We start from the raw sequence: 17,324 nt of genomic DNA on the forward strand, positions 1-17,324 counted from the left end.
GCCCCTCTCGCCGCGGCCGGTTCCGTGTTCCTCATCGCTCTCCTCACCAAGGCCCTGACGACGGCCGTCATCGTGCTCGCCGCGTCTTTCGTCGCCGAGCGGGCGCGGCCCTTCCTCGCGGCGCTGGTGCTGGCCCTGCCGATCTCCACCGGCCCGGCCTATGTCATCCTCGCCCTCGACCACGACGCCGCCTTCATCGCGGATGCCGCGCTGTCGAGCCTTGCCGGCAATGTCGCCATTGCGCCGGCCGCCATCGCCTATGCAGTGCTGGCGCGACGGGGCGCCGGCCTGTTGCCGTCCTATCTCGCGATGATCGCGGCCTGGCTCGCCGCGGCGCTGGCCGTGAAGGCCTTCGCCTGGACCACCGTCTCGGCGGTGATCCTCAACCTCGTGGTCTTCGCCCTCGCTACGGCCATCACCCGGCGCTGGCGGGGTGGCGAAAAGCCGCCGCCGATGCAGCGGCGCTGGTACGACCTGCCGCTGCGCGCGGCGATCGTCGTCTCCGTGGTGATTTCGGTGATCCTCGTGTCCGAGCGCCTCGGCCCGGCGGCCACCGGCATCGCCGCGCTCTTTCCGGCGAGCTTCACCAGCTTCATCCTGCTGATGCACCATCGGCTCGGCGGGCCGGCGGTGGCCTCCGCCTTCGTCAACGGCATGACCATGATCTTCGGCTTCACCGGTTTCCTGCTGGCGCTGCATCTCTTCGCCGCGCAGGGCGCCGTCTGGACCGGCCTTGGCGTGGGCCTCGCCATTCCCGTGGCCTGGTCGGCGCTGCTGCTGGTGCTCAGCCGGCGGGGCGCCCGCGCCGCGCCTTGAGGGCGTAGAGCGCCTCGTGGGCCTCGCGCGGCGTCATATCGTCCGGGTCCATGGTGTCGAGCAGGTCGAGCGCGGGATCGGGGGGCGGCGCGGCCGGCGCCGGCCGGGGCGCGACCGCAAAGAGCGGCAGGTCATCGATCATCCGGCGCGCCGGGGCGGTGCGGTCGGTCGCCTCCAGCTCCGCCAGCACCTGCCGCGCGCGCTCGACGACAGCGGGGGGAAGCCCCGCGAGCTTCGCCACCTGGATGCCATAGGAGCGGTCGGCGGCGCCCTCGCCCACCTCATGGAGGAAGATGACGTCGCCGCGCCATTCCTTCACCCGCATGGTGGCGTTGGACAGGCGCGGCAGCCGCCGCGACAGCACGGTGAGCTCGTGGAAATGGGTGGCGAAGAGCGCCCGGCAGCGGTTGGTCTCGTGCAGGTGCTCCACGGCCGCCCAGGCGATGGAGAGGCCGTCGAAGGTCGCCGTGCCGCGGCCGATCTCGTCGAGAATGACGAGGGCGCGGGGGCCCGCCTGGTTGAGGATCGCCGCGGTCTCGACCATCTCGACCATGAAGGTCGATCGCCCGCGCGCGAGGTCGTCGGCCGCGCCGACGCGCGAGAACAGCCGGTCGACGATACCGACATGGGCCGAGGCCGCCGGCACGAAGGAGCCCATCTGGGCGAGCACGGCCACCAGCGCGTTCTGGCGCAGGAACGTGGACTTACCCGCCATGTTCGGGCCGGTGATCAGCCAGATACGGCCGGCAGGCGCTTCCGAGCGGCCGTCATGCCCTGAGAGGTCGCAGTCATTGGCGACGAAAGGCGCCTTGCCGCGGATGGCCTGCTCGACCACGGGATGGCGCGCCTGCTTCACGGCGAAGGCGAGCGAGGTGTCGACCAGCGGCCGGCAATAGCTCTCCTCGGCCGCCAGCGTCGCCAGCGAGGCCGCAACGTCGAGCACCGCCACCGCCTCCGCCGCGGCGCGGATGTCCTCGGCCATGGCGAGAGTGGCGCGGGCGAGATCGGCGAAGACCTCCTGTTCGAGGCCGAGGGCGCGGTCGGCGGCGCCGGCGATCTTCGCCTCGAGCTGGCCGAGCTCGGTGGTGGAGAAGCGCATCGCCCCCGCCATGGTCTGGCGGTGGATGAAGGTCTCGTTCAGCGGGGCCTTCAGGAAGGTCTCGCCGTGCTGCTGCGCCACCTCGACGAAATAGCCGAGCACGTTGTTGTGCTTGACCTTGAGGGTGCGGATGCCGGTCTCCTCGGCATAGCGCGCCTGAAGCGAGGCGATGACGCGGCGGCTCTCGTCGCGCAGCGCCCGCGTCTCGTCGAGGGCGGGGAGGTAGCCGGCACGCACGAAGCCGCCGTCGCGCTTCAGGAGCGGCAGCTCGTCGTCGAGCGCCTGCGCCAGCCGGTCGGCAAGGGACGGCGAGGGGCGGGCGAGGCCTTGCGCCGCAGCGCCGAGTTCACCGGCGGCGACATCGCCCAGCAGGGTCGCGAGGCTGACGGCGGCGACGAGCCCCTGGCCGATGGCGGCAAGGTCCCGGGGCCCGCCGCGATCCATGGCGATGCGGGTCAGCGCACGCGCCATGTCGGGAGCTTCCGCGAGACGGGAGCGGATCTCGGCGCGCAGGGACGGCGCGGCGACCAGCGCCTCCACCGCGTCGAGCCGGGCGGCGATGGCGGCGGGGTCGGTCAGGGGGCTCGCTAGCCGTACGGCGAGGAGGCGCGCGCCGGCGGCGGTCACAGTGCGGTCGATGGCGGCCAGCAGCGAGCCCTGGCGCTCGCCGCCGAGGGTGCGGACGAGCTCGAGATTGGCCCGCGTCGCCGCGTCGATGAGCATGGCGGCGCCCGCCGCCTCGCGCACCGGCGGGGTGAGTGGCGCGCGCGTCGCGATCTGCGTGCGCTCGACATAGGTGGCGACCGCCGCCGCGGCGGTGAGTTCGAGCCGGGAGAAAGCGCCGAAGCCGTCGAGCGTGCCGACGCCGAAATAGCCGGCGAGCCGGCGCTCGGCGGTCGCGCCGTCGAACAGGTCGCGCGGCACCGGCGAGACAGCGCGGAAGGAGCGCCAGAAATCGGCGAGCGTCGTATCGGCATAGAGCGCGTCGGAGAGAACGATCTCGCGCGGGTCGACGCGGGCAATGTCGGCGGCAAGTCGCCCGCCATCGGTCTCAGCGACCCGGAATTCGCCGGTGGAGATGTCGACCCAGGCGAGGCCAAAGCCCTCGCCGGCGATGGAGGAGGTGCGGGCGCGGGCGACGGCCAGCAGGAAGTTGCTGCGGCGGGCATCGAGGAGCGAATCCTCGGTGAGCGTGCCCGGCGTGACGAGGCGCACCACGTCGCGCTTCACCACCGATTTCGAGCCGCGCTTCTTCGCCTCCGCCGGGTCCTCGACCTGCTCGCAGACGGCGACCTTGAAGCCGAGCTGGATGAGGCGCTGGAGATAGTCATCCGCCGCATGGACCGGCACGCCGGCCATGGGGATGTCCTCGCCGAGATGCTTGCCGCGCTTGGTCAGCGCGATGCCGAGGGCGCGCGAGGCGGCCACGGCATCGTCGAAGAACAGCTCGTAGAAGTCCCCCATCCGGTAGAACAGCAGCGAATCCGGGTTCGCCGCCTTGATCTCGATGTACTGCTCCATCAGCGGCGTGACGCGGCCCTCCGCCTCGGCGGGCGGGCTGGCGGCAGCGGGAGGGGGCGCGGGGTCGAGCATCGCCGGGGACGCTCGCAGGTGAGGCGGGGGAATTCAACCGCGCGGCAGGCGCCGCCCACAGGGTTTGGAGGCTGCGGCGGGATTGGCTGCCCTCGGCCCCTCACCCTTCCCTCTCCCCGCAGGCGGGGAGAGGGGGACTTCGACGTTGTGCGGAGCCTCAGGCGTCGTGCCTGGCAGGACGGCCGTCACGATGGCTGGACGCTGTTGAACCCTCTCCCCGCGAGCGGGGAGAGGGAAGGGTGAGGGGCATCGATAGCGCTGGCTCTCACACGATCCGCGCCAGCTCCGCCTGCACCTTCAAGAGCTTCGGCAGGATCTCCGCCACGATGATTCCAGGGGGAAAGCGTGTCGCCTGCGTGCCGACATTGATCGCCGCGACCACCTTGCCCTCGCGGTCGATGACCGGCACGGCGATGGAGGTCAGCCCCACCTCCAGCTCCTGGTCGATCACCGCATAGCCGGCGGTGCGCGCGGCCGCGACCCGCGCCATGACCGCCTCGACGCTGGTGGCCGTCGCACGGGTCAGCGCTCGCCGGTCGGAGGCCTCGACGCGGCGGCGCGCCTCATCCTCGGGAAGGGCTGCGAGCAGCACCCGACCCATCGAGGTGCAATAGGCCGGCAGGCGCGAGCCGACCGACAGGCCCACCGACATGATCCGCTTGGTGGCGGCGCGGGCGACATAGACGATGTCGCGGCCGTCCAGCAGCGAGGCCGACGAGCTCTCGCCGATCTCCTCGCTGAGGCGCTCCAGCGCGTTCTGCAGCACGGCGGTCAGCGGGGTCGAGGACAGATAGGCGTAGCCGAGCTGGAGGACGCGCGGTGTCAGGGCGAAATGCCGGCCGTCGGTCTCGGCATAGCCGATGCGGGCGAGGGTGATGAGGCAGCGGCGCGCGGTGGCGCGGCTGAGGCCCGTCATGCGGGCCACATCGGCAATGGTGAGGCGCGGATGGCCGGCATCGAAACAGGCGATCACGGCGAGGCCTTTTTCGAGGCCCAGCATGTGGTCGCGGTCGATCTGGCGGAAAGGAGCGGCGTCCAGGGTCGGCCTCACGCGATTGTGCGGTCACCGCACATCTTGCCGTTTTTGCGCGGATGGGGCAACGGAATTCCGCCCCGTTTTGCCGTCATGTCACGGGGCGTCGTGCCGCCCGTTCTCCCGAAGGCCTCCCATGTCGCTCCGCCTCCTCGTCGTCGAAGGCAACACCGCCGCCGATCGCGCCCGCCATGCCGCCAGCCGCGGCGCGACGCCGTCGGAGGCCTATGCGGAGGTGCTGCGGGAGCTCGCGCCCGATGCCGTCTGCGACATCGCCTTCCCCGCCGATCCCGGCGCCAACCTGCCGGATGCGGGCGGCCTGGAGGGCTATGACGGCGTGGCGCTGACCGGCTCGTCGCTCAACCTCTACGACATGACCCCCGAGATCCGCTCGCAGATCGACCTCGCCCGGCAGATCTTCGCCTCGGGCACGCCGGTCTTCGGCTCCTGCTGGGGCCTGCAGGTCCTCACCACGGCTGCCGGCGGCGTGGTGCGCCGGAACCCCAAGGGCCGCGAAATGGGCTTTGCCCGCAAGATCGTCCCCAACGAGGCCGGCCGCGCCCATCCGATGCTGGCGGGACGGCCCATCGCCTTCGACGCGCCGGCGGTTCACCAGGACGAGGTGGAGACCATGGCGCCCGGCACCACCCTGCTCGCCTCCAACGGCATGAGCGAGGTTCAGGCCGTGGAGATCCGTGTCGGCGAGGGCCTGGCCTGGGCGGTGCAGTACCATCCGGAATTCTCGCTCGCCGAGGTCGCGGCCATCGGCGGGGCGCTGGGACCCCGCCTCGTGGACGAGGGCTTCTTCGAGGATATGGAGGCGCTCTCCCGCTGGCGCGCCGACCTCGAGGCGCTCGACGCCGACCCGTCCCACCAGCCGGCGGCCTGGCGTCACGGCTTCGACGAGCAGCTGCTCGATACCAGCCGCCGCCGCACCGAAATCGCCAACTGGCTGGCGACGGTGGTGCGGCCGGCCAAAAGCAGGCGCGGGCGGGCATGACCGGGGAGCGGGAGGCCATCGTCCGCCGTCAGCTCGGCCTTGAACCGGCCGGGCTCGCCACGCGGATGCGCCTTGCCGCCACCGAGGCCCTGACCATGGGCCTCGCCTATGCGACGCCGCTGTGGTTCGCGCGGTCACCCACTCCCGTGCCGGCCGAGACGATCTGGCAGTTCCTCACCCGCCCCCAGCTCCCGCCGATCCAGGCGCTGGTCGATCACTGGCCGCTGGCGGCGCGGCGCGAGCGCCTGCTGCGCGAAGCCCTCTCGGTCAGCCATGCCGACGGCATCCAGTACCATTACGACCTGTCGAACGACTTCTACGCGCTGTTCCTCGACCGGCGCTTCATGTTCTACACCTGCGCCGATTTCCACGCGCCCGGCGACACGATCGAGGATGCCCAGCTCGCCAAGGCGAACCACATCCTCGGCCTTCTCGACCCGAAGCCGGGCGAGCGCATCCTCGAACTCGGCTGCGGCTGGGGCTCGATGCTCAGGCATATCCATGCCGCGACCGGCGATGCCGAGAACCTCTCAGGCCTGACCCTCTCGCACGACCAGCTCGCCTATATCCGCGACAACCTCGGCCTCAGGGCCGAGTACGACGACTTCATCACCCGCGACTACGGGGTGGAGACGCTCGACAAGGTCTATTCGATCGGCTCCTTCGAGCACATCAAGCCGGACGAGGCTCTGCCGCTCTACCGGCGCCTCCATGCGGCGCTGAGGCCCGGCGGCCGCGCGGTCTTCCATTTCTTCTCGCTGAACGGCACCGACCGCTGGCCGACCTCGATGCTGGGGGCGCAGGCCTTCTTCCCCGGCTCGGTGCTGGCGCTGCACACCGACCACCTCGCCTGGGCACGAGAGGCCGGCTTCCGCCTCACCCACGATTCATCCCACGACTACCGGCCGACGCTGCGCGCCTGGTTCGACCGCCTGGTCGAGAACCGCGCCGAGGCCGAGCGGCTCGTCGGGGTGCAGGTGGTGAACAAGTATCTCGCCTTCTTCGCCACCTCCTGGTCGTTCTTCAACCTCGGCAAGGCGACGCTGCACCGGCTGGTGCTGATGAAGGACTGAAGGCGCCCTACGTCGCCGCGGCCGCAGCCTTCGCGTCATCGGCCAGCTGACGCACCAGCGCCTCGACGCGCCTGACCTCCGGAATGTGGCCGAGGGTCTCGGACCGCTCGACCTTGTCGCCGTCGGAGTCCCGCCCCTCGCCGAAGATCAGCTTGAGGGTGCCGGAGCCGTCGCGGCGCTCCCGGCATTCCATGGCGAGGAGATCGTGCGGCCAGACCGTCCGAATGGTGACGCCGCTGGCGGTGAGCGTCACCGAGCCGACGCGGCGCGTGGTGACCAGCCACAGGGTGCACGCCGTGCGCCGCGCCGTCCAGAAGGGAAGGCCCATCAGGACGATACCGACCGCGATGAAGGGCAGTCCGAACAGCGTGAAGACGAGGCCGAAGGTTGAACTGGCCTCGCTGCCGCGCCCGGCAAGGCCGAGGGCCCCGCCGATGGCCATGGCTTCCCAGAAGAGGGCGAAGGCCGTCCAGGGGATGGCGAAGAGCCAGATCGGCAGCGCCCGCCAGAAGGCGGCGCGGGATGAGGGCCGTCCGGCCCACCGGATGGGTTCGCCGGGAAAGGCCCCGGCGGCGGCCCGGGCCAGGTCGGCGGGAAGGTCCGATGGCAACGTCATCGGCCCACATTTACCCAGGGGCGAGCGAAGAAAGCGTGAAGGCGATCCCGCGAAACTGGCGGGATCGACGGGTTCTCACGCGTCCATCTTGAGCGCGGCGATGAAGGCTTCCTGCGGGATGTCCACCTTGCCGAACTGGCGCATCTTCTTCTTGCCCTCCTTCTGCTTGTCCAGAAGCTTGCGCTTGCGGGAGATGTCGCCGCCGTAGCACTTGGCGGTGACGTCCTTGCGCAGGGCCGAGATGGTCTCGCGGGCGATGACCTTGGCGCCGATCGAGGCCTGGATCGGGATCTTGAAGAGGTGCTGCGGGATGAGGTCCTTCAGCTTCTCGCACATGGCGCGGCCGCGGCTTTCGGCGCGGTTGCGGTGGACGAGCATGGACAGCGCGTCGACCGGCTCGCCATTGACCAGGATCGACATCTTCACGAGGTCGCCCTCGCGATAGTCGGTGATCTGGTAGTCGAAGGAGGCATAGCCCTTCGAGATCGACTTCAACCGGTCGTAGAAGTCGAAGACGACCTCGTTGAGCGGCAGGTCATAGGTGACCATGGCGCGCGAGCCGACATAGGTCAGGTCGATCTGCACGCCGCGGCGGTCCTGGCAGAGCTTCAGCACCGAGCCGAGATAGTCGTCGGGCGTCATGATCTTGGCGCGGATCCACGGCTCCGAGATGATCTCGATCTTCATCGGATCCGGCATGTCGGCCGGGTTGTGCAGCTCGATGAGCGTGCCGTCGCGCTGGAGGATCTGGTAGACGACCGAGGGCGCGGTGGCGATGAGGTCGAGGTTGAACTCGCGCTCCAGACGCTCCTGGATGATCTCGAGGTGGAGGAGCCCGAGGAAGCCGCAGCGGAAGCCGAAGCCGAGGGCGGCCGAGCTCTCCATCTCGAAGGAGAAGCTGGCATCGTTGAGGCGCAGCTTGCCCATGGCGGCGCGCAGGTCCTCGAAATCGGCGGCGTCCTGGGGGAAGAGGCCGCAGAAGACCACGGGCTGGGCCGGCTTGAAGCCCGGCAGGGCCGCGGCGGTCGGCTTCTTCTCGTCGGTGATGGTGTCGCCGACGCGTGTATCCGCGACCTCCTTGATCGAGGCGGTGATGAAGCCGACCTCGCCGGGGCCGAGATCCGTCACGTCGCGCATCTTCGGGGTGAAGACGCCGATCTTGTCGATGTCGTAGACGGCGTCCGTGCCCATCATCTTGATGCGCTGGCCCTTCTTCATCGTGCCGTCGATGACGCGCACGAGGACGACGACGCCGAGATAGGGGTCGTACCAGCTGTCGACCAGCATGGCCTTAAGCGGGGCGGACTTGTCGCCCTTCGGCGCGGGCAGGCGCTGGACGATGGCCTCCAGCACCGCGGGAATGTTGAGGCCGGTCTTGGCCGAGACCTCGACCGCGTCCGAGGCATCGAGGCCGATGACGTCCTCGATCTGCTGCTTGACGCGCTCGGGCTCGGCGGCCGGCAGGTCGATCTTGTTCAGCACCGGCACGATCTCATGGCCGGCATCGAGCGCCTGGTAGACATTGGCGAGCGTCTGCGCCTCGACGCCCTGCGAGGCGTCGACGACCAGGATGGAGCCCTCGCAGGCGGCGAGCGACCGCGACACCTCATAGGCGAAGTCGACGTGGCCGGGCGTGTCCATGAGGTTCAGGACATAGGTCTTGCCGTCGCTCGCCGTGTAGTCGAGGCGCACCGTCTGCGCCTTGATGGTGATGCCGCGTTCTTTCTCGATGTCCATGTTGTCGAGGACCTGTTCGGTCATCTCGCGTTCGGACAGGCCGCCGGTGACCTGGATGAGGCGGTCGGCAAGCGTCGATTTGCCGTGGTCGATATGGGCCACGATCGAGAAGTTGCGGATGAGGTCGAGCGGCGTGTCGGTCATGTGCTGGCACATAGCAGCACACCCCCGTCTTTCCAAGGATTGCGACGCAATGCCACCGCGTTGTGATAGCGGATTGCCCCATCGGGGGCCTTCCGGCCCCGCTTGCCAAGGCTGCGGCGGGGGTGCGACATAGCGCCGTTGCGGTGCGCAGGAGAGGCCCCGAATGACCCGCAAGCGCGAAGCCTACCAGTCCGGCCACACCCCCAAATTCATGGTGGTGGTGGACGAGACAGCCGAATGCGACCGCGCCATCGTCTTCGCAGCCCGCCGCGCCGCACGCACCGGCCACCGCCTGCTCATGCTCGCCGTGATCGAGCCGAAGGTGGGCGACGGGCAGGCGCTGTTCGGCGTCGCCGACGTGATGCGGGCCGAGGCCCATGCGGAAGCCCGCGCCAAGCTCGACGCCGCCGCCGACCGGACGATGACCCTGGTGGGCGTCGAGCCGGAGCTCGTGGTGCGAGAGGGCAAGCTGAGCGAGGCGATCCTCACCCAGATCGAGGAGGACCCGGACGTCGCCATCCTCGTCCTCGCCGCCGGAACGGGGAAGGACGGGCCGGGACCGCTGGTCTCCAGCCTCGCCCGCACCGCCGGCTCCTATCCGATCCCCGTCGCCATCGTGCCGGGCCAGCTCTCCGACGAGGAGATCGAGGCGCTGGCCTGACGCGCCTCACCAAAGTCACTCACCACGTCAGCTCGGCAATCGCGATGCGGTTCTCGGCGACGCTCCAGGCGCGCGCCACGACGCGCTCCTCATTGAACAGGCCGGCGACCGGCCGGCCGATCTCGGCGGCGGGCAGGCGCAGGGTCGTGGTCGCGTCGGTGGCCACCCCCTTGGTCACGTCGGCCGGTTCGCGGCCGTCGAGCAGCACCACATCGCGCGGAATGCCGAAATAGCCGCGCGGCCGCGTCATCAGCACGACGGCGCCGGCGGCGCGGTCGGCGTCCGTCAGCGGCCGGCCCGGGCGCAGATGGACGACGCTGGAGGAGCGCGGGAAGGCCGAGCGGTAGATGTGGGTGACGGGCGCGCCCGGCGCGGCCAGGACGAATTCCAGCGCATCGGTCGGCGCGACGGTCACGGGGCCCCAGCGGCCATCGGCGGCCGTGGTGATGTCGAGCAGCGCCTCGCCGCGGCGCTCGGCCGTCGCCGGATCGACGCGGAAGACCGTGACCTTGGCGCCCTCCACCGGGCGGTTGGTCGGCACGCCGCCGGGATTGCCGGTGACGAGGCCGGAGAGCCGCACCTGCGCCTCCGCCGGCACGGCGAGGGTCGAGGGCTCGGTGCCGGCGATGAAGCGGTGGATCTCGCGGAAGGCGCGGGGATGGAAGGCCACCTCGCGGTGGTCGAGCTGGCCGAGGGCGATGTTGGTCGCCCCGCGCAGGGTCGGGCCGTCCGCATCGATGCCGGTCGCAACGCCCGGACGGCCGACGAAGCGGCCGTCGGGCTGCGCGAACTTGTCGTTGCCGTCGCTGCGGAGGGTGAGGAAGGCGGTGCCCTCCACCACATCCGTGTCGCGGCGGTTGAGCATGGTCAGGAAGGGGCCGCGGCCGTTGAACTCGCTGCCGGGATTGGCATCCCAGGCGAAGACGCCGCGGTTCGGCGTACCGCAGAGCACGGCATGGCTGACCTTCGGAGCGCCGCCGGCCTCGACGACGAAGTTGCGCACGGCATTGCCGCCGCGCGAGCTCGCCACCAGCGCCAGCCGCGATGCGCCGGTGCGGGCGAGCAGGGCATCGACCTCGGCAGAGAGCTCGCGCAGCTGGTCGGCCGTGCCGGAGCGGCCGGCCTGGGTCACCGCATCGTCGTTGCGCGACAGCGGATCGGTGAAATTGAGCGCGCGCAGGCGATCGGCCGGCCAGCCATTGGCCTCGAAGCGCCAGAGCGTCGTCATCCAGAGGGCGGCATGGTCGCCATTGCCGTGGACGAAGAGGATCGGCGTTATCGGGCGCGGCTGGGCGCGGGCGGGAAGGATCGCGGCGGCGGCGAGGGCTGAGCCCGTCGCAAGGATCTGGCGGCGTGTCGGCATGGCGTTTTCTCCCGGGGGGTGAGACTGGCGGAGCGGCAAGCGGCGTCAACCCGGCCAAGCGGCCGCTTTCCAGTTGACGCGAGACCCGCGGATCGCCACATCATTGGGGCAGAGCAGTTTTTTGAATCATTCCAATCGGCCCGGCCTTGAACCGGCGTACGGGGAGAGCAGCATGTTCATCCAGACCGAAGCCACGCCCAATCCGGCGACCCTGAAGTTCCTGCCCGGCCGCACCGTCCTGCCCGAGGGCACCCTGCACATGCCGAACGCGGACGCGGCCCGCCAGTCGCCGCTGGCCGAGAAGCTCTTCGCGATCGACGGCGTCGCGGGTGTCTTCTACGGCAATGATTTCATCACTGTGACGAAGGGCTCGGCCGAATGGCCGCACCTGAAGCCGGCCATCCTCGGCGCGATCATGGAGCACTTCATGTCGGGCCAGCCGCTGGTGCGCAGCGGCGAGGTGACGGTGGCCGAGGGCGATGCGGAGTTCTTCGATCCGTCCGATGCCGGCACGGTCGACACGATCAAGGAGCTGCTGGAGACGCGGGTGCGCCCGGCTGTGGCGGCCGATGGCGGCGACATCACCTTCCGCGGCTACAAGGACGGCATCGTCTATCTCGCCATGCAGGGGTCCTGCTCGGGCTGCCCGTCCTCGACCGCGACGCTGAAGCACGGCATCCAGAACCTGATGCGCCACTTCCTGCCGGATGTGCGCGAGGTCCAGGCCATCTGACGCGGCGGCTTCAGCCGCAAGTCGGCCTTCACCACCGGGGCGCGACGGTGTAGCACCGCCCCATGTTGGTTCTCGCCCTCGACACGGCGCTCGGTGCCTGTTCGGTCGCCGTTTTCGACGCCGACCGTGACGTGATCCTCGCCTCGGCCTGCGAGGCGATGGAACGCGGCCATGCCGAGCGCCTCATCCCGCTTGTCGCCGAGACCTGCACAAGGGCCGGAATCGCCCCGCGCGACTGTCGCCGCTTCGTCGCGACCACCGGTCCCGGCAGCTTCACCGGCCTGCGCGTCGCGCTCTCGGCCGCCCGCGCCATGGCGCTCGCCGCCGATGGCGAGGCGGTGGGCCTCTCCACCCTCGCCGTTCTGGCCGAACCGTTTCTCGCCGCCCCGGAGCCGGCCGCAGTGCTCGCCGCCATCGACGCCCGGCACGGCCATGTCTATGCGGCGCTCACCGCCGGTGACCGCTCCATCCTGCAACCGTCGGCCTATCTACCGCGCGAGGCCGCGGCCGCCCTGGCGGCAGCCGCCGGTCCCGTCGCGCTGGTCGGCCCCGGCGTGGAGGCCGTGATGGCGGCCTGGCCCGATGGCGCCGCCGCTCCCGTCGCGCTCGATGGCCGCCCGGCGCCCGACATCACCGTCCTGGCGCGGCTCGGCGCGACGGTCGACCCCGCGCTCGCGCCTTGCCGCCCCCTCTACCTCAAGGCGGTCGACGCCAAGACCAGCGCGGAGCGCCGCGCATGACGTCGATCTACGATGTGGGCCTGTGGTGGTGGCCGCGACCCGAACCGGTGGTGAGCCGCGCCGAACGCGCCGATTGCGACGACCTCGCCACGATCCACGCGGCCGCCTTCCACCGCGGCTGGGGCGCCGAGGACATCGCCGCCATGCTGGCCGAGCGCAACGTCCTCGCCCATGTCATCCGGCGCCGGCCCGCGGCGCCGCCGGCCGGCTTCATCCTCAGCCGCATCGCCGCCGACGAGGCGGAAATCCTCACCGTCGCGGTTGCGGCGCGGCTGCGCGGGCGAGGCTACGGCGCCCGGCTGCTCAAGGCCCATGTCCCCGACCTGATGCGCGCCGGGGTCCGCACCCTCTTCCTTGAGGTGGAGGTCGGCAACAGCCCGGCCCTCCATCTGTACGAGCGCGCTGGCTTCGTCACGATCGGCCGCCGCAAGGGGTACTACCGCACCGAGGCGGGCACCACCGACGCCATCACCATGCGGCGCGACCTGCCGGCTTTGTGACCCCACGGCAGGCTCCCGCGATTTTCCTCGGACCGTTCACGTTCTGGACTCTTAAACGCAGAGTCACCCCGAGGGTATGGTGAGCGTGATTCGCGATGCGGGCGGCACCATCGCGGATCGCTCCTGGGGCAAGAGGTGCCGAACCGCGGACGACAAGGACAGGCGATGCCGGGCCTCAGCAGGGTCGAGGACGCATCCGACCAGCCGGGATCATCGGCGCGGCGCCTGCCGAAAGGGCTCGCGACGCTGTCCGCAGCCACCGCGACGCTTCTCGCTTCCACCGCGCTTGCCTCGGCCGAGATCGCCGGGCCGGCCCTTTCCGAGGTCCTCGGTACGATCCGCGCCCATGAATGGGCCGCCTTCGGGCTCAATGTCGGCGTCGTCGTCTTCGGCGTGGTCACCGCCATCGGCCTCCTGCGCTCGCGCGCCAGCGCCGCCGCCGACGCCCAGAGCGCGCGGCGCGAGATCAACGAGCTGCGCCTCGCCCTCGACCGCAGCGCCGAGCTGCTCAGCCTCGACCCCCATGTGATCGTCGTCTGGGGCGGCGACCGTGACGAACCCGACATTGCCGGCGACGTGACGCTGGTGACCGACCTGCCCTCGCCGCGGCGGGTGCTCGCCTTCGGCGCCTGGCTGCCGCCGGAGCCCGCCGCCGAGCTGGAGCGCGCCGTCGACGCGCTGCGCCAGTCCGGAACGCCCTTCATCCTCGACCTCGTCAGCCAGGGCGGCCAGCCCATCGAGGCGGAGGGCCGTCCCATCGGCGGGCGGGCCGTGCTGCGGCTGCGCCATGTCGCCGGCGCCCGCGCCGAGCTCGTGCGGTTGCGGGCGGAGCACGACGCGCTGGTGCGCGAGACGGCGGCTGTCCGCTCTTTCCTCGGCAGCCTCGCCTTGCCCGTCTGGCTGCGCGACGCCGACGGCCGCATCACCTGGGTCAACACCGCCTATGCCGCGGCCACCGACGCCGCCGACGGCGAACAGGCGGTCTCCTCGGGCGCCGAGCTCCTCGCCGCCGCCGACCGCAACGAAGCCGCCAAGGCCCGCAGCGCCCGCACGCCCTTCGCCCGCCGCGTCGCCGCTGTGGCGGCCGGGCAGCGGCGCATCTTCGACGTGGTGGAGCGGCCGGCCGGCCTCGGCTCGGCGGGCATGGCCGTGGACGTGACCGAACTTGAGACCATCCGCTCCGAGCTCTCGGTCGAGATGGAGACGCACAAGCGCACCCTCGACCAGCTCGCCACGGCGGTGGCCATCTTCGATGCCGGCAAGCGCCTGGTCTTCAACAACGAGGCCTTCCGCCAGCTCTGGGACCTCGAACCCGCCTTCCTGCACCAGGCGCCGACCGACGGCGACATCCTCGACCGGCTGCGCGAGCGCAGGCTGTTGCCCGAGCAGTCGAATTTCCGCGAGTGGAAGCGCGCGCTGCACCAGATCTACGAGGCCGTGGACACCGAGCCGCGCATCCTCGAATGGCCGCTCCCCGATGGCCGCTTCCTGCGCGTCGTGCAGAACCCCGATCCCGCCGGCGGCGTCACCTATGTCTTCGAGGACCTCACCCAGCGCCTGCAGCTGGAGACGCAGGTCCAGGCACTCGGCCGCGTCCAGCGCGAGACCATCGACAATCTCGACGAGGCGGTCGCGGTGTTTGGTCCGGACGGCCGGCTGTCGCTGTCGAACCGCGCCTTCGCGGCGCTCTGGGAGATCAAGGACACGCTGCTCGAGGGACGGCCGACCATCGAGCATGTGGCGGCCCTCTGCCTGTCCTATGTCCGCGATGCGCGTGTGTGGACCGACATCCGCGGCGCCGTCACCGCGGTGGCCGACGAGCGCCAGCCGCGCTCGGTACGCATCGACCGCAACGACGGCTCGGTGATCGACACCCGCACGGCGCCGCTGCCCGGCGGCGCGACCCTGGTGACCTTCCGCAATGTCACCGACATGGTCATGGTCGAGCGGGCGCTGACCGAGCGCAACGAGGCGCTGGAATCGGCGGCCAAGCTGCGCAACGACTTCGTGCACCACGTCTCCTACCAGCTGCGCACGCCGCTCACGACGATCATCGGCTTCGCCCAGGTGCTGGACGACCCGTCCATCGGCCCGCTCAACGACAAGCAGCGCGAATATCTCGGCTATATCGGCGCCTCCTCGACATCGCTGCTGTCGATCATCGACGACGTGCTCGACCTCGCCACCATCGACGCTGGCGTCATGCAACTCGAACTGTCCGAGGTCGACATCCGGGCGGCGATTCAGGCGGCGGTGGACGCGGTGCGCGACCGCATCGCCGAGAACCAGATCCGTCTCGAGACCCGCATCGCCCGCGATATCGGCACGTTCAAGGCCGATGCCCAACGCATCCGCCAGGTGCTGTTCAACCTGCTGACCAATGCCATCGGCTTTTCCGACCGGGGCGGGCTGGTGGTGCTCGACGCGGCGCGCGAGGGCGAGGAGATCATCTTCAAGGTGCGCGACCAGGGCCGGGGCATCGCGCCCGATCTGGTCGGCCGCATGTTCGAGCGCTTCGAGACGCGGACCAGCGGCACGCGCCACCGCGGCGCCGGGCTCGGCCTGTCCATCGTCCAGAGCTTCGTCCACCTGCATCGCGGCCGGATCGAGGTGGAGAGCGCGCCGGGGGCTGGCACGCAGGTCAAGGTGTCGCTGCCCGCCAATCTCGAGGATCTCTCGAAAGCCGCCGAATGACAGACGCCTTCCGCCACGCCCGCCTGCTCGCCAACGAGGCCGAGACGCGCCAGCTCGCGATGGACCTCGCCATGGCGGTCCAGCCGAACGACGTGGTGACGCTGGAGGGCGATCTCGGCGCCGGCAAGTCCACCCTCGCCCGGGCGCTGATCCGCGCCATCGCCGAGGACGACATGCTGGAGGTGCCGAGCCCGACCTTCGCCATCGTCCAGCCCTACGACCTCGCCCGACTGCCGGTGGTCCATGCCGACCTCTACCGCCTGACCTCCCCCGACGAGATCGCCGAGATCGGCTGGGACGAGGTCTCCGACCGGGCCCTGCTCATCGTCGAATGGCCCGACCGGCTCGACGGCGCGCTCTCCGGCGACCGCCTGGAGATCATCCTCACGCTGGCGCCGGGGCGCGGCCCCAATGCCCGCAACGCCGTCCTCGTCGGCCACGGCACCTGGGGCCCGCGGCTGGAGCGCCTCGTGGCGCTGCGCGGCTTCCTCGACAATGCCGGCTGGGGCGGCTCGCTGCGCCGGCACCTGCAGGGGGACGCCTCCTCGCGCTCCTACGAGCGCCTGCTCGACGGCCAGCGCCGCGCCGTGCTGATGAACGCGCCGAAGAAGCCCGACGGGCCCGTGGTGAAGAACGGCCTGCCCTACAGCCGCATCGCCCATCTCGCCGAGGACATGGTGCCCTTCGTCGCCATGGCCGAGGGCCTGCGTGACATCGGCCTGTCGACGCCGGAGATCGAGGCGGTGGACCTCGACCAGGGCTTCCTGGTCATCGAGGATCTCGGCCGCGAGGGTGTCATCCGCGACGGCGCGCCGATCGCCGAGCGCTACATGGCGGCGGTCGACGTGCTGGCGCTGATCCATTCGCGGCCGCGGCCCTCGCAGCTGGCGACGCCGAAGGGCCCCTATACCCTGCCGGCCTATGACCGCGACGCGCTGACCATCGAGGTGGAGCTGCTCCTCGACTGGTACCTGCCGATGAAGGGCGCCCGCATCCCGGCGAGCGAGAAATATGTCTTTCTGCAGCGCTGGACCGAGCTGTTCGAGGAGGTGGAGCGCGCGCCGCAGACCTGGGTCCTGCGCGATTTCCACTCGCCGAACCTCATCTGGCTGGAGGGCCGCGAGGGCGTGGAGCGCGTCGGCCTGATCGACTTCCAGGACGCGGTCATGGGCCCCGCCGCCTATGACGTCGCCTCCCTGCTGCAGGATGCGCGCATCACCGTGCCGGAGGACCTCGAGCTGCAGCTGCTGTCGCGCTATGCGGCCGCCCGCCGCGCCGCCGATCCCAGCTTCGACATGGCAGCCTTCGCCCGGCTCTACGCCATCATGGGCGCGCAGCGTGCCACCAAGATCCTTGGCATCTTCGCCCGCCTCGACAAGCGCGACGGCAAGCCCCAGTACCTCGCCCACCTGCCGCGCATCTGGGCCTATCTCCAGCGCTGCCTCGCCCATCCCGCGCTGGAGCGGGTGAAGCGCTGGGTCGACGACCGCGTGACGGCGCCGTGAGAACGATCGACAGCGCC

At 70.7% G+C, this 17,324-nt stretch carries 14 protein-coding genes; 9 read left to right on the plus strand and 5 right to left on the minus strand.

The window, feature by feature from the left end:
* Window positions 1–24: 24 nt before the first annotated feature.
* Window positions 25–816, plus strand: a complete 792-nt coding sequence (locus C8P69_RS20305; RefSeq protein WP_108179283.1) for a hypothetical protein — start codon at window positions 25–27, stop codon at window positions 814–816.
* Here the strand turns inward: C8P69_RS20305 and mutS are convergent.
* The gene (mutS, locus tag C8P69_RS20310) at window positions 785–3,508 is read right to left on the minus strand and encodes a DNA mismatch repair protein MutS (RefSeq protein ID WP_108179284.1); all 2,724 of its coding nucleotides are present in this window, start codon (window positions 3,506–3,508) and stop codon (window positions 785–787) included. The two genes, C8P69_RS20305 and mutS, sit on opposite strands and share 32 nt — an antisense overlap.
* 265 nt (window positions 3,509–3,773) lie before the next feature.
* Entirely contained in the window at window positions 3,774–4,508 is a 735-nt protein-coding gene (locus C8P69_RS20315; RefSeq protein WP_108179314.1) for an IclR family transcriptional regulator domain-containing protein, read from the minus strand.
* A 169-nt stretch (window positions 4,509–4,677) separates the two neighbouring features.
* On the opposite strand from C8P69_RS20315, the gene C8P69_RS20320 reads away from it, so the two are divergent.
* Both C8P69_RS20320 and C8P69_RS20325 read left to right on the plus strand, forming a co-directional pair.
* Window positions 4,678–5,541: a type 1 glutamine amidotransferase gene (locus C8P69_RS20320; protein ID WP_108179285.1), complete on the plus strand. Its 864-nt coding sequence runs from the start codon at window positions 4,678–4,680 to the stop codon at window positions 5,539–5,541.
* On the plus strand, window positions 5,538–6,614 hold the full coding sequence (locus C8P69_RS20325; RefSeq protein ID WP_108179286.1) for a class I SAM-dependent methyltransferase: 1,077 nt from the start codon (window positions 5,538–5,540) through the stop codon (window positions 6,612–6,614). Before C8P69_RS20320 ends, C8P69_RS20325 begins: the two co-directional genes overlap by 4 nt.
* A gap of 7 nt (window positions 6,615–6,621) precedes the next feature.
* On the opposite strand, the gene C8P69_RS20330 is transcribed toward C8P69_RS20325, so the two are convergent.
* Both C8P69_RS20330 and lepA read right to left on the minus strand, forming a co-directional pair.
* A complete protein-coding gene (locus tag C8P69_RS20330; RefSeq protein ID WP_146167392.1) occupies window positions 6,622–7,230 on the minus strand; it encodes a hypothetical protein in 609 nt (202 codons plus the stop codon).
* A 75-nt stretch (window positions 7,231–7,305) separates the two neighbouring features.
* The gene (lepA, locus tag C8P69_RS20335; RefSeq protein WP_108179315.1) at window positions 7,306–9,111 is read right to left on the minus strand and encodes a translation elongation factor 4; all 1,806 of its coding nucleotides are present in this window, start codon (window positions 9,109–9,111) and stop codon (window positions 7,306–7,308) included.
* 163 nt (window positions 9,112–9,274) lie between these two features.
* On the opposite strand from lepA, the gene C8P69_RS20340 reads away from it, so the two are divergent.
* Complete coding sequence (locus tag C8P69_RS20340) at window positions 9,275–9,772, plus strand: universal stress protein (protein WP_108179288.1); 498 nt, start codon at window positions 9,275–9,277, stop codon at window positions 9,770–9,772.
* A 19-nt stretch (window positions 9,773–9,791) separates the two neighbouring features.
* On the opposite strand, the gene C8P69_RS20345 is transcribed toward C8P69_RS20340, so the two are convergent.
* Window positions 9,792–11,135 (minus strand): hydrolase, encoded by a 1,344-nt coding sequence (locus tag C8P69_RS20345; RefSeq protein ID WP_108179289.1) that lies wholly within the window; start codon window positions 11,133–11,135, stop codon window positions 9,792–9,794.
* A 172-nt stretch (window positions 11,136–11,307) separates the two neighbouring features.
* On the opposite strand from C8P69_RS20345, the gene C8P69_RS20350 reads away from it, so the two are divergent.
* From C8P69_RS20350 to tsaE, 5 genes are all read left to right on the plus strand, one after another.
* Complete coding sequence (locus tag C8P69_RS20350; RefSeq protein WP_108179290.1) at window positions 11,308–11,868, plus strand: NifU family protein; 561 nt, start codon at window positions 11,308–11,310, stop codon at window positions 11,866–11,868.
* A 62-nt stretch (window positions 11,869–11,930) separates the two neighbouring features.
* Complete coding sequence (gene tsaB / locus C8P69_RS20355) at window positions 11,931–12,608, plus strand: tRNA (adenosine(37)-N6)-threonylcarbamoyltransferase complex dimerization subunit type 1 TsaB (RefSeq protein WP_108179291.1); 678 nt, start codon at window positions 11,931–11,933, stop codon at window positions 12,606–12,608.
* Window positions 12,605–13,108, plus strand: coding sequence for a GNAT family N-acetyltransferase (locus tag C8P69_RS20360; protein WP_108179292.1), 504 nt, complete (start codon window positions 12,605–12,607; stop codon window positions 13,106–13,108). Before tsaB ends, C8P69_RS20360 begins: the two co-directional genes overlap by 4 nt.
* A gap of 165 nt (window positions 13,109–13,273) precedes the next feature.
* Entirely contained in the window at window positions 13,274–15,802 is a 2,529-nt protein-coding gene (locus C8P69_RS20365) for a sensor histidine kinase (RefSeq protein ID WP_108179293.1), read from the plus strand.
* Window positions 15,799–17,307 (plus strand): tRNA (adenosine(37)-N6)-threonylcarbamoyltransferase complex ATPase subunit type 1 TsaE, encoded by a 1,509-nt coding sequence (gene tsaE, locus C8P69_RS20370; RefSeq protein WP_108179294.1) that lies wholly within the window; start codon window positions 15,799–15,801, stop codon window positions 17,305–17,307. The genes C8P69_RS20365 and tsaE overlap by 4 nt, the downstream gene beginning before the upstream one ends.
* Window positions 17,308–17,324 lie beyond the last annotated feature (17 nt).

It is taken from the genome of Phreatobacter oligotrophus (genome assembly GCF_003046185.1).
Taxonomy (GTDB): domain Bacteria; phylum Pseudomonadota; class Alphaproteobacteria; order Rhizobiales; family Phreatobacteraceae; genus Phreatobacter; species Phreatobacter oligotrophus.

Coding starts and splice junctions, on each gene's coding strand:
- mutS (WP_108179284.1), bottom strand. CDS start 3,508: ATGCTCGACCCCGCGCCCCCTCCCGCTGCCGCCAGCCCGCCCGCCGAG.
- C8P69_RS20315 (WP_108179314.1), bottom strand. CDS start 4,508: ATGCTGGGCCTCGAAAAAGGCCTCGCCGTGATCGCCTGTTTCGATGCC.
- C8P69_RS20320 (WP_108179285.1), top strand. CDS start 4,678: ATGTCGCTCCGCCTCCTCGTCGTCGAAGGCAACACCGCCGCCGATCGC.
- C8P69_RS20325 (WP_108179286.1), top strand. CDS start 5,538: ATGACCGGGGAGCGGGAGGCCATCGTCCGCCGTCAGCTCGGCCTTGAA.
- C8P69_RS20330 (WP_146167392.1), bottom strand. CDS start 7,230: ATGACGTTGCCATCGGACCTTCCCGCCGACCTGGCCCGGGCCGCCGCC.
- lepA (WP_108179315.1), bottom strand. CDS start 9,111: ATGACCGACACGCCGCTCGACCTCATCCGCAACTTCTCGATCGTGGCC.
- C8P69_RS20340 (WP_108179288.1), top strand. CDS start 9,275: ATGACCCGCAAGCGCGAAGCCTACCAGTCCGGCCACACCCCCAAATTC.
- C8P69_RS20345 (WP_108179289.1), bottom strand. CDS start 11,135: ATGCCGACACGCCGCCAGATCCTTGCGACGGGCTCAGCCCTCGCCGCC.
- C8P69_RS20350 (WP_108179290.1), top strand. CDS start 11,308: ATGTTCATCCAGACCGAAGCCACGCCCAATCCGGCGACCCTGAAGTTC.
- tsaB (WP_108179291.1), top strand. CDS start 11,931: ATGTTGGTTCTCGCCCTCGACACGGCGCTCGGTGCCTGTTCGGTCGCC.
- C8P69_RS20360 (WP_108179292.1), top strand. CDS start 12,605: ATGACGTCGATCTACGATGTGGGCCTGTGGTGGTGGCCGCGACCCGAA.
- C8P69_RS20365 (WP_108179293.1), top strand. CDS start 13,274: ATGCCGGGCCTCAGCAGGGTCGAGGACGCATCCGACCAGCCGGGATCA.
- tsaE (WP_108179294.1), top strand. CDS start 15,799: ATGACAGACGCCTTCCGCCACGCCCGCCTGCTCGCCAACGAGGCCGAG.